The following is a 14,698-nucleotide window of genomic DNA, read 5'->3' on the forward strand; positions in this document are numbered from 1 at the left end:
AAGAAAAATGTCATTTTTAATTGTAAGTCCGGGCAGAGACCCGCAACCCTGGGTAGAAGCTTTAAGAAATCAACATCCGGGATTAAATATTTATGTATATCCCGAAGACCACGATAAGGAGGAAGTGGAATTTGCCCTTGCCTGGAATCATCCACGGGGCTTGTTCAAAAACTATCCGAATTTAAAAGTTGTTGCCTCTATGGGAGCCGGTGTAGATCATATCACCAGTGATAAAGAACTACCAGAAAATATTACTATTACCAGAGTTATTGATGAGCAGCTCACTACAGATATGAGTGATTTTGTTCTGGCCCAGGTTATGGACCACGTGAGACGGCTTTCTTATTATAAAAGTCAACAAACTGAGAAAACATGGATTAGAAAACCTTATAAAAGACCTAAAAATACTATAGTAGGTATAATGGGTATAGGTGTTTTAGGAACTGCCGTGGGTGAAAAACTGGCGAAAAACGGCTTTAAGGTTCTTGGATGGTCAAAAAGCTCGAAAGATAAAGAAGACATTAATACGTATTACGGGGAAGAAGGTTTTGAGGAATTTCTACCACAGGCTGAAATTCTTGTTTGCCTGTTACCACTTACCACGGAAACAGAAAATATACTGAACAGAGAACTTTTTGAACAATTGCCCGAAGGTGCCTACGTAATTAATGTTGCTCGCGGAGAACATCTTGTAGAGCAGGATTTGCTAAGGATGATTGGCAGCGGACATCTTTCGGGAGCTGCGCTGGATGTTTTCAGGGAAGAACCTTTGCCGGAAGAGCATCCTTTTTGGACCGAGCCAAAAATTCATATCACTCCGCATATCGCCAGTGTTACCAAAGCCTCTTCTGTTGTGCCGCAAATTATCGAAAATTATGAACACCTTCAGGAAGATGAGCCACTAAACAACGTGGTAGAAAGGGACAAAGGTTATTAAAATGGAAGAAAAATGGTAGGATTGAAGAACATTCTTGTAGCAGTAGATTTTGAGGATTCGGTTAAGGATTTGCTGAATTATGCTGAAAGTCTTGCTGAAAAATTTACTGCTAAAATCTGGCTCCTCCATGTTGCAGATCCGGAGCCGGATTTTGTAGGTTATGAGCCGGGGCCTCAGTATATTAGGGATTTAAAAGCTGAAGAGTATAGGGACGAGCATCGGAATTTACAAGCCTTATGTGACGGTTTTATTCAGAAGAATATTAATGCTGAAGCATTGCTTATTCAAGGTTCTACGGTAGAAATGATCCTGAAAGAAGCTGAAGATTTGCAGGCTGACCTCATGATTGTAAACACCCACAAACACGGATTTTTCTTTAATCTTTTTTCGGAAAGTGTATCTTTGGAATTGTTTAAGAAATCAAATATTCCTTTACTAACCATTCCTGTTGAGGAAAAGGAGTAATATTACGGATTTAAGGCATACTTCAAAAATGGCAATTTTTGACCTTCTTATATTTCATCATCACGGCAAAAGTCCAGATCTGACAGGTTTTTGAAACCTGTCAGATCTTTATTCTGAAGGCGCTACATCTATCTTCCTTTATAAAGATTTCTGTTTGCCTCAATTACTAAATTATTTCAACCAGACAGCTTCGTTTAATTATTCGTGACTTAGCTGCGCTTTTCTCATTCCAGGCGATGCTCCAAAATAACAATTTTCGAACTTAGAAAATTCTCTCCGCGAATAGTTTCCAATTTTGCAAACCTGTAACCGGTATTACTTATCTTATAGCCAAAATTCCACGGAAAATGTCGCTCTAAAATTTTAACTTTACAGGAAAAGATTCAGCTATGTATTCCAAGCAGGAACTTGAAGAAGTTCACCAACGCATTCTCCCTTACATCCATAAAACCCCGGTTTTATACTCGTCCCTCGTAAATGAAATTTCGGGAACCGATTTATTTTTTAAGTGTGAGAACTTTCAGCGGATGGGTGCGTTTAAGATGCGCGGAGCTACCAATGCCATCCTTCAGCTTTCTGAAGAACAGCAAAAAAAAGGCGTGGTCACCCACTCTTCGGGGAATTTTGCACAGGCGCTTTCCCTTGCCGCTAAAAGCATAGGAGTTCCTGCTTATATCGTGATGCCCTCATCTGCCCCGCAAGTGAAGAAAAATGCGGTGAAAACGTATGGCGGAATAATTACCGAATGTCCTCCTACTTTAAAAGATCGCGAGGAGACGGCACAACGGATTATGAAGGAAACAGGAGCTAGTTTTTTACATCCTTCGAACGACACTAATGTGATTTTAGGTCAGGGAACTGCGGCAATAGAACTTCTACAGGAACATCCCGATTTGGACCTGATCGTTACGCCAGTTGGCGGCGGCGGACTCGTAGCCGGAACTTCCCTCGCTGCACATTTCTTCGGAAAAGAATGCAGAACTATTGGTGCCGAACCTTTTGAAGCAGATGATGCCTACCGCTCTTTAAAAAGTGGAAATATTGAAACTAACGAAACCACCAATACTGTTGGCGACGGACTGAGAACTCAGCTCGGGGACAAAAATTTCCCTGTAATTCAGCAGTATGTTTCGGAAATTATCCGAGTGGAAGAAAATGAAATTATCGAAGCGCTCAGAATTATATGGGAGCGGATGAAAATTGTGGTGGAACCTTCCAGCGCAACAGCTCTGGCAGCAGTTTTACGTGAGAAAGAGAAATTTCAAAATAAAAAAGTGGGAATTATTATTTCCGGCGGAAATGTGGATTTGAGTCAGTTGCTGTTTTAGTCAGTTTTCAGCACACTTATTGTTACCAGCATTTGGCCGATATGCCGCTGACTATGTTCTGCGGCGTGAAAATATAATCCCAGCACGGTGGAAGGCAATTTCTTCCTGCCTACAGTCCGCTTTTGGGTTAAAATTTCATCCTGAATGGCTTTGAAAATCTCCAAAGCTTCGTCTACCTTTTTAGAAAAGTCAGTGGTCAAATTTGCCAATTTTCGATCTTCAGTCGGTTTGCCTTCCCTGCGTAAAAATTCAAATTGTTCTTCAGAAAGTGGTTTTCCTTCAGCATATGTAAGCATCCGATCCAGAACTCCGGTGATGTGTTGCAAATGAAAACCAACAGAAGCACGGCCGGCAGGTTTATCCCATAGCAAAACTTCAGGAAAAGCTTCAGTATAATTAAAAACCTCTTCTCTGGATTGTAACAAGGCGTGGGCCGCAGGTTGTAACAAGACCGGAATACCAGAAACGGGGCCACGGAGCCAGACTTCAGGTTTTTTTGATGCGTCCATATATTTTCCAGTTTTTGTCTTTAAGGAGAACATTTCAAATTTAGTCGGTTTATTGAAATAGAACAATCAGTATTAGGTTTTATTCTGTTGGTGAAATTTATCTGCCGCCCATTTTGCAGGGTTATTTTTTATGTAATCGGAAATGGTAATTTTAGCGATTATGGGTGCAAATCGTTATAAAATACGCAGCGTTCCATGAATAATCCCAGCTTTGCATTCGTGCAGAGAGGATTCGGTATTTGTTTCGGAATTTTTCAGTCATTATTTTAATCCGGAGCTTATTAGTCTATTATAGTTATACGCTTACAAGTAGGGGTCGAAAATTGCCAATTTTTGGCATCTATTATTTTACCGGACTTCAGGTTCCTGTTAATCGTGTTCCTCTTCAATAAGAGTGGAATGCAACATCTGCAATTTCCAACCATCTTCAGTTAGAATCGCGGTGGCGCTTTCCAGCCAGTTCATTTCCCCGGCCAATTTTTCGCCCATCATAAATCGCGCATTATTGTGATACGCCACCCACGCCATTTTATCCTGGATCTTTATCTCGATAAAATTAAAAGAGTTTATTCGCTGCGGCTGTCTTTGTCCCTGCGCTTTCTCCATATAGCTGATTATAATCTCATTATTCCACACCTCGCCATTCTCCAGCAACAAAAAATCTTCTGTATAATAATCGCTGAGCTTTTCCGGGTCCAGGTTTGAGAATATATCATCAAAAGAATCACTGATTAGCTCTTTAATAAGCTTTTCATTATCTTTTTCTAAAGTCTGGGCTCCCGCGGAAGCTGAAATTAGAAGCAGCAGCAAAAATTGAATGGTTGTTTTCATATCGGATTTTTAGGTTTACATAATTCATTTAAAACTTTAACCAAATCTCTCGCAAAATATTTGGAACTATTATTGTAAATTCCTTTGGTCAAATATGATATGAAAGTTATGAATAAAATAATCCCGGCGCTCATTTTTTTCCTTTTCGGAACTTTTTTTCTGAATGCGCAAAATACTATTGAAGTGGAAATCACCAATTTCGAATCTAATAAAGGCTATGTTCTTGTGGCACTGCATAACACTGAAGATTCCTTTTTAAAAGAAGAATTTCTAGGCAGAAAATCAGAAATTAAAGAGGATAAAGTAGTAGTGGAATTTGATGATGTTCCCGACGGTACTTATGCCATTTCGCTATTTCATGATGAAGATGCAGATGGTGAAATGAACACAAATTTTATTGGTATGCCAAAAGAAAATTATGGCGTTTCCAATAATGCACCCGCAAACTTTGGCCCTCCAAAATGGAAAGACGCGAAGTTTGAAGTTAAAAATGGAGAAACTGTAAAGCAGGAAATTGAACTGAGGTAGGTACTGGAGGTTTTCAGTCTTTTCTTATAAAAATCCTGCTCGACTTCTGTCTTCGTATCCAGAGCGAAACCCTCCCTCGTGAGCTGTTATATTTTTCCGTGGAATTTATTTATAATTTTAATTCTAAAGCATTTTTAGCCCCACAGTATCTTAATCTTAATTGGGCGATTCCACCTTGCCACTAATTTGCACTATTCCGATAATCTTATTTTCAATATCAAAAATAATTTTAAATGGCTCATCCGGTGGATATGAATTTTCGTCTTTATAAGTGAATTGTAGTACTGCAACCTCATTTCCAGCGTGTCCAAAATGATCGGCAATAGATAATCTAGGTTCACGATTAAAATCTATGTTATCCATTAATGCCACTAATTGTTTATTACTAAAAGTATTGTGAATTGAATCTGAAAAGAATTCCCTGGATTTAGCAATATCTCTTTCATCTAAGCTTTTTAGAAATTCGTTGGACAACATAATCAATTTACTAAACCTGCTTTCCCTTTTCTCTATTTTACTGTTCCTTATATATAGATGTATTTTATGGTACTGTCTGGTGGTATCCGTACCTACTTTGAATTGATAAATACTGGTCGATAGTTCAATTTCTGTACTATCATTTGGATGCCACTTTTCTGTTTTACTTAAAACATCATTCGGACCAACGAATATAGAATTACCAACATTTTCTTCTGCCGTAGGTTCTCCATATTTCTGAATAATCATTTTTTTTAAATGATGAAACCGTTCTACCATAGCTCTTGTAAATTTTCCGTTCTTCGGAAAATTGAACTCAACTCTTCCAGGACGTCTTTCATCCCATCGATAATGCATGCCCATCATCATTGAGTCTTTTGCTTTGAAAATATAACTTTTATAAAGGTTCGGAATCATCTTTTCTTCCCGGATGAATTCGATTGGTAGTGCCTCTCCGGTAAGAAGAATAAGATTTGAAGTTGCCGGTATTCTATAGCTATCCAATTTCTCTTCCATTTGGAGATATTCTTCAAGTGAGGTATTATGGATATCTAATTCAATTTGCTGTCCAGAGAGGGTAATTCCCAAAAATAAGAAGAAGAGTATAAGTAATTTGTCCATATTTTATTCAGGTTGAGGGCGATGACGATTTTTCCTATTTGCCTTTGTTTTTATCATCCTTTACTCAACTCCAGCAGCTTTAAAACTGTTTTCCAGTTCCTGGTTGTCGCGCCGGTTTTTAACTTTTTTTCAAAAAAGTTATTGGTCAATTTAGACTGGTGGTATTTACCTTCGCAGTATATGAAAACATCTTTATTCTGAATTTTGAACCTGTCAGGTTTATAATCGAAAGACTCTGTTTGCTGAATATTTTCTTGAGCAGGTTTCTCTTTTAAGAAAGTCAGGTGCAACTTATTAATATCTGTAGTTAAACTGTAGAACGGATTTTGATCTACTAATTCCTGAAGTTCTTCTGAAGTCCTTACGATCACCGGCACTTCGAATCCAAATTTTTCACTGATTGCAGTTTCCAGTTTATTTTCCAAATCTACACTGGGATCTGTAGCCCTAAAAATTATATTACCGCTTTGGATATAAGTTTGTACGTTTGTAATTCCTAATTCTCCACACAGGTTTTTTAAATCTGCCATGAGAATTTTCCGCTTCCCTCCTACGTTTATACCTCTTAAAATGGCAATTTTCGAATTCATTAAGTTTTATTTTTTATTACCCGAACTTTAGATAGTTTGCTGAATCCCCAGGGTTTCCAGATGTTTTACCTTATGGTAGGTTAAAGAGGCTTTTATACATTCTTTCAATTCCGAAACAGGAATTTCTTGGTTTATCTGAAACACGATTGCCCGACTTCCTTGAAATTGCAGTTTTTGATCAAATACCATTCTGAAAGAATCCACTAACCGACTCTTACACTGGAAGTACATGGCATATTGATTTGGTGTTTTTTCCTTCCAATCAACTCTTAAGGTACTTCCGTTCTTAGTCACAAAAGCGGGTTCGCCCCATTTTAAGGTCTCTTCCAGTTCAGTGACACCTTCGGTTTCTTCTGCAGTTTCAATAATCAGTTCCCTCAAAAACTGGAGTTTCTCACGAACGTCATCAGGATAATTGCCAAATTTCCCACTAACTTTCGGACTTGTTTTCAGGATTATTTTTCGCATGATGGATTGCTTCCGATAATAGTGAATTTTAAGACCGGCATCACTGTTCTTAAACCGGTCCAAAATAAAAGAATCTAAAAATAGAATAATTAATTAAAAATCAGTGTGCAAAGAAGGAATTTACGAAAAGATAACGCCGATTCCATGACTTCAGGGAAATGCAGAAATATTTCTGACAATCTTCTTTAACGGATGCCGAAAATTGCCAATTATCGACTTTTTAACCTTAGACTTTTAGATAAATGGCCGCAGCGGAATCCTCCTTTGTTATCATTTCAAACTCCGAATTGTCTCAGATGATGGTCGGTGTGTTTATAGACTAACTGCCCAATCTGCTCCTTTGTCATTTTTCCGAAGAAATCGTGAATAAAATCCGGATTGTTATAATTCGCGTATTCTTTTATCAGCAAAACCCAGTCAGCTTTTTCAGATTTCACGTCGCCCTTAGTTTCCTTCACCTGGAATTGGGGAGAAGTCGGAATCTTTTTCGCCAGAGGTTTTTCGTCCCTGATCATTCTCTTTAAAGCAATCTTTCCGAAGATTTTACCGGAAAAAGCCTGTTTATAAACCGGATTATCTTTTCCCAACACCCAGCCATTCCAATAAATGTTGTGCCTTAGCATTTGGTAAACGTTCATTTTTCCCCATTCCGCCGTATTGGCTTCGTTAATTTGCCCGACTCTCTCAATCAATTCTGCTCTTATTTGTTCGTCAAAAATTGTTTTCATGGTTCAGGAGTTATTAAAATTGCATGCCGCGTTGTCTAATTCTCATTCGTAAAACTAATCTTCCAGCTAATTCCGAATTTATCTGTACATAAACCATAGTAAGAACCCCAAAACTGATCGGTGATAGAAACGATCACTTTACCTTCATCAGATAAAGCTGCAAAAAGCCGGTCGGCTTCCTTTTTATCATCAGCATTTACAAACAGAGAAAAGCCACTATGCGAATGCGTTGAATCTTTTTCGGGATCAACAACATCAGCTCCCATTAGTATAGTTTCTTTACTGATTGGTAAGGCAATGTGCATAATTTGTTCATCAGTAGCATGCGGAATATTCTGCCTGGCTGTTTCTGAAAGCTCTTTATATCGTCCTTTAAACTGATATTCGCCACCAAAAACAGATTTATAAAAATCAAATGCTCTTTCACAATTTCCGTTGAATTGGAGGTATACATTTATGGTTGCCATAATCTGCTAAAAAATAACTTAAGGAATTAAAAGCTGTCATTGCTTTTCCAAACCATTGCCACTTTTCCCTTAGTATGCATTGCTTCGACGTACCTTACGGCTTCCGGAATTTCTTTATACGAGTAGACTTTTTCTAAATGCACTTTAATTTTTCCGTCCCGAATCATATTTGCCAATGTCTCTAAATCTTTCATGTTTGCTTCAGCTGTAAACTGGACCAAATGGAATTTTTTCAGCTTACTTCGTATAAGTACTGACATCATATGCCCCATGGTGGTGAAACCTATCATAACACCCTGTTGTCCCATTCGTTTAAAATCGCCAAAGAAGAGATTACCATGGGCATCAAGAACGAGGTCGTATTTTGTATTGTGTTGATGAATATTTTCTTTGTCATAGGCGATTACCTGATCTGCACCTAAGTTTTTTACAAAATCAACTTTTTTAGCTGAACAGACAGCGGTTACTCTAGCGCCAAAGGCTTTTGCAATTTGAACAGCAAAATGACCAACACCTCCCGAAGCACCATTTATCAAAACAGAATCTCCTTCTTTAATGTTCCCGTGAGTGATAAGCGCCTGCAGGGCCGTCAATCCAGCCACAGGCACACCGGCCATTTCAGGGAAATCTGATCTTTCCGGCATGATACCACATACCTTTGACGGCACACAAATATATTCAGCAAAAGCCCCACCTTTAATTATCTCTCCAAAAACCCGGTCTCCTGTTTTAAAATGCTCTACATCTTTTCCTACCTCTTCCACAATACCGGCAAAATCAATCCCCGGAATTTTATTCTTCGGCTTAAACAGACCAAAAGCGAAACGTGCAAGAAAAGGCTTTCCCCGAATAATATGCCAGTCAGCGGGGTTGGCCGAATTCGCCATTACTTTTACGAGAATGTGACCTTCTTTTAAAGATGGTTTTTCCACTTCTTCCAATTGAAGAATTTCCGGACCGCCATATTTTGTTTTTGTAAAGGCTTTCATTTATTTTTAATTATTCCACTATAAATACTCATCTCATTCTTGCAGAACCGCCAACAAAGGCAATACTAATTGCTTTTCAGCACAGAGACATCATAAAGATAGAATATTTCACTGTAAATCAGAATCTTACACAAGGCTTTTATTGGTTGCGCATAAGGAAATAATCAACACTCCTAAGTATCTAATTGGTGGAATAAAGACGACCTTAAAATTTGGCAATTATCGACCTTAAGAAAAATACAGACGTTTGTATTCTAATTCTGAAACAGCGCATTTTGGGAGTATTGTATGTTTGTTACTTTCAGTTTTAACCAGGTCCACCTGCCATCCTCCATTTCCCATGCTGCTTTACATTCTACCGGAATTTTTATCCGTTCCGCTCTTCAGTCTTGGTTGCGGTAACAATCCACTTCGCAAGTTCACTGTCATATATATCTTTAAAACGCCTAGCGACAATTTTAAAAAAAATCCGTTTTCATGAAGACTGATTCAATTAGGAATCTGATTAATCAATCTCCTCTAATACAGAATGCTCTTCTAAATTATTAAAAAACAAACCTGTCCAGGTACCGTCAAGTTCTAAGGTTTCCCCGGTAGTTGTTTCCCTGAACGTCGCTAAAAAAGTGGCTTTATTTTTTCTGAGAAAAACAGTGCAATTTGATGTCAGCTGAGTTCTTTCTGTGAGGGTGAAGGTACTCGTGAAAGACCTGAAAAAAGGGAAAAATGACTCTTCTTGTGTTAAAGGTACTCTGACACCTCCGCCCAGGTAAACGTAATTTTCAGATAATAAACTTAGCTCTCCTGGAACGGACACCTCAACTTCCGGATAATGTAGTTCTGCAAAGGTGAGCGAATCATTAAATTTAAATATCGAGCTGCCTTGTAAATCCTTAAGAGGCTCAATAACCACCTCCATAATAGTATCGGAATCGTTCCGAAAATAATACTCAGGAAGCTTTTTCTCTACTATACTTTGTCCATCGTTTTCGTCTAGCTTCCATTGTACTGAGATCAATTCGTAAGATTTTGATCTTTGTTCTTCTTCTATAAAATCATCGTCGTTACTGCACGACACAAAACCAAGGAATAAAAACAATCCCAAGAATATATTAGTAAATTTCATTCTTTTCAATTTTAGTTGAGACATATTGTTTTCCCCAGCCAGCATGAATCTTAAAAATAAGTCCGCTGTTAGTAACCCATTTGCTACCTAAACCTATCCCGGGAGAGAAGTCGTAAACATCAGCACCCATTATTTTCCATAACTATATACTACCAGATGCAGCAAAGGCTAATAGGTTGCGTTGAAATTTCATTAAAAATGAAATGTGTGTATTTAATTATCTTCATAAAAGATTCTGCCGGCCGAATGGATTTTAATGAGTGCTCAAAAACGGCAATTATCGACCTTCCGGGAAATTCATTTCTTAACCACGTGCCTGATTAAAACATAGATACAGAAACCCAGCGTAAGAGCATAAACAACTGCTAATGCTGGTTTTTCAAAACTGAGGTTCTGAAAGTCGAAATCTTCAAATAGCGCCACCCCAATAATGACGGCTGAAACTGCAACAGCAAATACCGGTGCTTTTTTATTTTCCATATTTAAAGTTTTATTATTAGATCAATTAATGCTCCCAAAAGAATTGCGCAAAGCATAAACGTAATCATCCCCAACATATAAGAAGCAAATGCTTTAAAATAGTTTAACGGTTTTTTCCTTTCAAAAAACTGTCCTATAGCCCAGGTAAAATAAATGATAAATAAAATACCTCCTATTTGCATCAGGCCAAAATTTGTGAGTCCCTCTAGAATTCCAAAAATGGCCAAAAACAACATTCCCATTCCCATCACAAAACATAGCAAAATTAGGATCTCGTAAAAATTATAGCCATACTTCCTGAAAAATAATTTTGTTGAAAAGGCAATAAATATTGCCATTATAAGGTTGGCATATCCATAGTGGCCCTGAATCCATTGAAGTATGCTCACTGTGGTAGATTCTTCAACTCCATCATATCTTACATAACCATCTTCAATAAGAAAAAAGTCGTTCACAAGTGAATATATTAAAGAAGTTGCGATGATGAATATAACTGGTTTTACCAGCCGGCTCCTATTTTCGGTAATAAAATGCCTTACATTCTCTCCAGGCCGTATCAATAATTCCCAGATGGTGTAAAAAATACCTTTCTCAAAGTTTAGTACTTGTTGAATCTCCTTGAGAACGTATTGTCCGTTAATCCGTTTTACATGAACAGGATGTCCGCAGTTGTCACAGTAGTTGAGATGTACTTTTTTATTGCAATTTTTACAATTCATAATGTTTTACAATCGTTATTTACTGTGACGACTGGCAAGTCTGATTAACCCAGGGAACAGCGAACTCAGCCAGGCGTCGCAAGCAAACGAGAATTTCGACTGTAAAAGGTTATAGCCATGTTTTTACAAGTTGTTACTTACAGTGGTGGTTTCTGCAATATAATTTAAATCAAACCGTCCGTTTTTTACTTTAATCTGACTTCCATCTTCATTTACAGCATCAAATTCAAATTCACCACTTAGAATATGATTTTCCTTGTCGAACTTAGTAATAATTAAAGTTCCGGTAATTTCATCTGTTGTAAAGTAAGCATCTGTATCACCAAAATTTATAGTAATACCTCCCCAAATTTTAGTATCTACTCTCTCTCCTATTTTGTAATCAGTTTCTTCTAATGCACTAATGTCCGCTCCATAAATTGAAATTGAGGTCCATTCATTATTTTTTTCAAATTCAGAAACAATATGCAGAAAATTCTTATTACTAACCTCCTGGTAAAATCCTCTTGGACCTGAATTTCCTGTACCACTAGATATAAAATTTTCACCATCTATGGAAAATCCCAATGTTTGTTCACCTGTTTGTGTTTTAGCCGGTAATTCATCAATTACATTATCGTCGTCTTCACTGCAAGAGAATATCAAAGGAACGAAAAAGAGAATTACTAGGATTTGCTTCTTTAGCATTTTCATTGGTTTATTATTTACTAAATTGTTTTTCATAATGTTGGCAACAGTGCTTGTCACTCAAACGGTTCATTATAAATATGAGTAATTGTTCCTTCAGTTATAACAATCTCATTGCCATCGACTATGGTACGTCCAGAAAACGTAGCGCTAAAACAAGAATTTGTATTAATTATTACTTCACTTTGTAATTCTCCTTCAACAAAATCACTTTCTGCGGAACTACCATTTTGAACCCGAAAATAATTAAATTTCTCAATAATGTTAGTGCCTGTTTTTTTATACGGAAGTTTTATAGTTATAGCATAGGAGTCCTGCTGCGGTTGGAAAACTCCAGTAGACAACCATAAACTTAAAGTATGGCCTGAACCGTCGCGATCCAGATCAATTCCATTTCCATCAATATGAAATTGCTTTACTTGGCCGTTGATTTGCATAGAAATGACTTCAGTTTGCGGACAGGGTTGAGCATCATCTTCTGAACACGAGTTCAGAATAAGTATACCATTAAAGATTATAAATAAAAGTCCAATGTTTTTCATTAGTTCTAATTTTTTCAAGACTTACGCACAACAACTTAGTAAACATACCCATTTTTTCTTTCGGGTTTTCCAAAGCTTTTAATTTATAACCTTAAACTTAAGGACAGCTTGAGGAGGTGATAGTAAGTTCTGTATTCTATCTTATCTTCATAGTTATAACCTGCAATCCATCCTAAACTGTTCTCGTGATTTGATTGATTTAGTTCATATCCTGCTTTTAAAAGTGGTGTAAATTTGGCAATTTTCAAGCCCAATCCAAGATCAAGATTTAAAAGTAACCCTCCGCTTTCCTGAAAAAGAAATCCATTTTCTGTATTGCCGTGTTTAAAATCCACGTATTGATATCCGGCGTTTATATCTGATATAAAAATCAGATTGGTGCTTAAATCTGTCTGGTATCTAAAGCGGGCAAAAAACGGAGCCATAATCTTAGTATGATATTCATTTGCGAAATCCGGCCGTTGTTCGAAAACAAAGTTCAACCCAGATCCAAAGCCTGCGGAAAAATTTGAATTTAATTGGTAGTTAAGACTAATATTCAGGCCATAGATGGGATTTTTGTGAGTGGAGATCTGTGGAACATCAATGGTGAAACTTGGCTCATAATAAATCACATCCCTTTTTGTTTCCCCAACAGAATATTTCGTTACAGCTTCAGCTTCTAAGAAGATTTTGTTTAAATCCTGAGCTTTAGATGTATTTGTAATAAATAAAAAAAGAAAGGTAAAAATGATGTAGTTGAATTTCATAGTTGGTAATTATCTATTAATTATTTCAAAAAATGTGTTCTAATGAGTGTATAAAAACAGCCTGTGCATTCACTATTCCGGGCCTTCCCAAGCTTTTCCAGTCCCGCCCCTGTAAAGCACATTAAATTTCCCTTCAGTAATAGTAGTAATTCCTGGGTTTGCTGCATCACCTTTAACCGTCAATGAGAAATTTCCGGAAATTAAATCTCTGGAAATTGATTCAATTTCAATAAATCCACTTTCGCTCCATTTATAAGCATAGTGATTTTGATTCCAATGTGTAAAAACGCCAATAACTCCCGACTCTGCCTGAACACTTCCCTCATTATCAAAATAATACTTGCCCGGCTCTGGTACAAATCCAAAATTAAAGCGAATCTCTTTTCCACGATCCAAAGGTTGGGGATTAACGTACATATTTTCCGCATGAATATCGATCCTGTAACTCTCCTCTGGATACCAATATTCGGTTGAAAACCGGGCATGCCCAACGCCTGATGTTTCCCAGGAAGCACCATCGATCGTTGCGGACATGAAATAATAAGGTTCAGCTTCCTCGTCCTCAGGATCACAACTTATAAAAGTTGCCAATAGGAAGAAGAGGATTGGGAATATTTTTTTATTCATATCTATTTAGATGCTCTAAGGACTTAAAGGTTGCGTCTGGATTTGCCAATTATGGGTAAGCAGTGCCAGATTTCAGGAATGATTTTTCCCGCAGGTTTCCGATCAAAAGGAACAGCGAAAGGCAACCAGGCGCTGGGAGTGAGCAGGAAGTTTCGATTCGAGACAGGTTAAAAATCTTCTTTTTATATATTACTAAAGAACGTTTTATTTACTATCTACGATACTTTCTACTATTCCTTCAATTGGTGTTATGCTTACTGTTTTAATTTCGGGTGTTAAATAAAAGATGAAGGAGCTATTTGTTCCAAGAATTTTAATATCAGCATTTTCTCCATTTATTAAATTCAATTTATCATTATATTCTATTTCTCCTTCATTAATTCTTTTTGATGTGTAAATTCCTTTTGTGATTCCGGTACCTACGAAAAAACCAAGTAGCCCCACTGAAATCATGATTAGAAAAACTTTAAAAAAAGAAGATTCTATTTCATTTGCTGATAAATCTGGATCTATTTTCAATACTTTTTTAGACCAGTTCCTGTCTTTATTTTTTGCTAAAAATCCAGGCAACTTTATAACAAGAAAGATTAAGACAATGAAAATGCATAAGCTCAAAATGCTTGAGGTTAAATTAGCAATTGGACTTATTAGAACATCTAATATGCTGGAATAATTTAAAATATTAATCCCAATTTGGTTATAGTAAAGCGTCTCGTTTAAAATCCCTAATACAATTAAATAAATATATCCAACAGACAAGAAGCCCTGAATTTCCTGAAAGGATTTAATGTTATTCATTTTTATTCTTAAGTTGAGCTTCTTGTTTTAATTTT

Annotated in this window: 21 protein-coding genes; 4 read left to right on the top strand and 17 right to left on the bottom strand. The window is 37.0% G+C overall.

Features of this window, described 5'->3' with window-relative positions:
- Positions 1-7: 7 nt before the first annotated feature.
- The 3 genes from RM549_RS05065 to RM549_RS05075 all read left to right on the top strand — a co-directional run bounded on the left by RM549_RS05065 (position 8) and on the right by RM549_RS05075 (position 2,730).
- A complete protein-coding gene (locus RM549_RS05065; protein WP_311682456.1) occupies positions 8-937 on the top strand; it encodes a 2-hydroxyacid dehydrogenase in 930 nt (309 codons plus the stop codon).
- A 12-nt stretch (positions 938-949) separates the two neighbouring features.
- Positions 950-1,402, top strand: coding sequence for a universal stress protein (locus RM549_RS05070; protein WP_311682459.1), 453 nt, complete (start codon positions 950-952; stop codon positions 1,400-1,402).
- 389 nt (positions 1,403-1,791) lie between these two features.
- Complete coding sequence (locus tag RM549_RS05075) at positions 1,792-2,730, top strand: pyridoxal-phosphate dependent enzyme (RefSeq protein ID WP_311682461.1); 939 nt, start codon at positions 1,792-1,794, stop codon at positions 2,728-2,730.
- Here the strand turns inward: RM549_RS05075 and RM549_RS05080 are convergent.
- Together RM549_RS05080 and RM549_RS05085 are read right to left on the bottom strand one after the other, a co-directional pair.
- Complete coding sequence (locus RM549_RS05080) at positions 2,727-3,239, bottom strand: DinB family protein (protein WP_311682463.1); 513 nt, start codon at positions 3,237-3,239, stop codon at positions 2,727-2,729. The genes RM549_RS05075 and RM549_RS05080 overlap by 4 nt on opposite strands.
- Before the next feature lie 369 nt (positions 3,240-3,608).
- Positions 3,609-4,070, bottom strand: coding sequence for a DUF4440 domain-containing protein (locus RM549_RS05085; RefSeq protein WP_311682464.1), 462 nt, complete (start codon positions 4,068-4,070; stop codon positions 3,609-3,611).
- A 108-nt stretch (positions 4,071-4,178) separates the two neighbouring features.
- Here RM549_RS05085 and RM549_RS05090 point away from each other — a divergent pair, with 108 nt between their 5' ends.
- Positions 4,179-4,598 (top strand): DUF2141 domain-containing protein, encoded by a 420-nt coding sequence (locus RM549_RS05090; protein ID WP_311682466.1) that lies wholly within the window; start codon positions 4,179-4,181, stop codon positions 4,596-4,598.
- 156 nt (positions 4,599-4,754) lie between these two features.
- Here the strand turns inward: RM549_RS05090 and RM549_RS05095 are convergent, their stop codons facing one another.
- The 15 genes from RM549_RS05095 to RM549_RS05160 all read right to left on the bottom strand — a co-directional run bounded on the left by RM549_RS05095 (position 4,755) and on the right by RM549_RS05160 (position 14,663).
- Positions 4,755-5,696: a hypothetical protein gene (locus RM549_RS05095; RefSeq protein WP_311682467.1), complete on the bottom strand. Its 942-nt coding sequence runs from the start codon at positions 5,694-5,696 to the stop codon at positions 4,755-4,757.
- Positions 5,697-5,749: 53 nt separating this feature from the next.
- Complete coding sequence (locus RM549_RS05100; protein WP_311682469.1) at positions 5,750-6,286, bottom strand: DUF1697 domain-containing protein; 537 nt, start codon at positions 6,284-6,286, stop codon at positions 5,750-5,752.
- 27 nt (positions 6,287-6,313) lie between these two features.
- The gene (locus RM549_RS05105; protein WP_311682471.1) at positions 6,314-6,754 is read right to left on the bottom strand and encodes a DUF1801 domain-containing protein; all 441 of its coding nucleotides are present in this window, start codon (positions 6,752-6,754) and stop codon (positions 6,314-6,316) included.
- Between the two features lie 275 nt (positions 6,755-7,029).
- Positions 7,030-7,482: a DUF1569 domain-containing protein gene (locus tag RM549_RS05110; protein ID WP_311682474.1), complete on the bottom strand. Its 453-nt coding sequence runs from the start codon at positions 7,480-7,482 to the stop codon at positions 7,030-7,032.
- A gap of 35 nt (positions 7,483-7,517) precedes the next feature.
- Entirely contained in the window at positions 7,518-7,949 is a 432-nt protein-coding gene (locus RM549_RS05115; protein WP_311682476.1) for a VOC family protein, read from the bottom strand.
- A 26-nt stretch (positions 7,950-7,975) separates the two neighbouring features.
- Positions 7,976-8,938: an NAD(P)-dependent alcohol dehydrogenase gene (locus RM549_RS05120; RefSeq protein ID WP_311682479.1), complete on the bottom strand. Its 963-nt coding sequence runs from the start codon at positions 8,936-8,938 to the stop codon at positions 7,976-7,978.
- A gap of 254 nt (positions 8,939-9,192) precedes the next feature.
- A complete protein-coding gene (locus tag RM549_RS19520; RefSeq protein ID WP_432264699.1) occupies positions 9,193-9,309 on the bottom strand; it encodes a DUF6920 family protein in 117 nt (38 codons plus the stop codon).
- Positions 9,310-9,443: 134 nt separating this feature from the next.
- Complete coding sequence (locus tag RM549_RS05125) at positions 9,444-10,061, bottom strand: hypothetical protein (RefSeq protein ID WP_311682481.1); 618 nt, start codon at positions 10,059-10,061, stop codon at positions 9,444-9,446.
- 297 nt (positions 10,062-10,358) lie between these two features.
- The gene (locus tag RM549_RS05130) at positions 10,359-10,541 is read right to left on the bottom strand and encodes a hypothetical protein (RefSeq protein ID WP_311682484.1); all 183 of its coding nucleotides are present in this window, start codon (positions 10,539-10,541) and stop codon (positions 10,359-10,361) included.
- Between the two features lie 2 nt (positions 10,542-10,543).
- The gene (locus RM549_RS05135; protein ID WP_311682486.1) at positions 10,544-11,260 is read right to left on the bottom strand and encodes a DUF3667 domain-containing protein; all 717 of its coding nucleotides are present in this window, start codon (positions 11,258-11,260) and stop codon (positions 10,544-10,546) included.
- 123 nt (positions 11,261-11,383) lie between these two features.
- Positions 11,384-11,983, bottom strand: a complete 600-nt coding sequence (locus tag RM549_RS05140) for a Riean_0653 family protein (RefSeq protein WP_311682489.1) — start codon at positions 11,981-11,983, stop codon at positions 11,384-11,386.
- A 20-nt stretch (positions 11,984-12,003) separates the two neighbouring features.
- The gene (locus RM549_RS05145; protein WP_311682491.1) at positions 12,004-12,489 is read right to left on the bottom strand and encodes a hypothetical protein; all 486 of its coding nucleotides are present in this window, start codon (positions 12,487-12,489) and stop codon (positions 12,004-12,006) included.
- Between the two features lie 83 nt (positions 12,490-12,572).
- Positions 12,573-13,238 carry a hypothetical protein gene (locus RM549_RS05150; protein ID WP_311682492.1) on the bottom strand — a complete coding sequence of 222 codons (666 nt, stop codon included), beginning with the start codon at positions 13,236-13,238 and terminating at the stop codon, positions 12,573-12,575.
- Positions 13,239-13,310: 72 nt separating this feature from the next.
- Entirely contained in the window at positions 13,311-13,865 is a 555-nt protein-coding gene (locus RM549_RS05155; protein ID WP_311682494.1) for a hypothetical protein, read from the bottom strand.
- Between the two features lie 204 nt (positions 13,866-14,069).
- The gene (locus RM549_RS05160) at positions 14,070-14,663 is read right to left on the bottom strand and encodes a hypothetical protein (protein WP_311682495.1); all 594 of its coding nucleotides are present in this window, start codon (positions 14,661-14,663) and stop codon (positions 14,070-14,072) included.
- Positions 14,664-14,698 lie beyond the last annotated feature (35 nt).

Source organism: Autumnicola patrickiae, assembly GCF_031846525.1.
Lineage (GTDB): Bacteria > Bacteroidota > Bacteroidia > Flavobacteriales > Flavobacteriaceae > Autumnicola > Autumnicola patrickiae.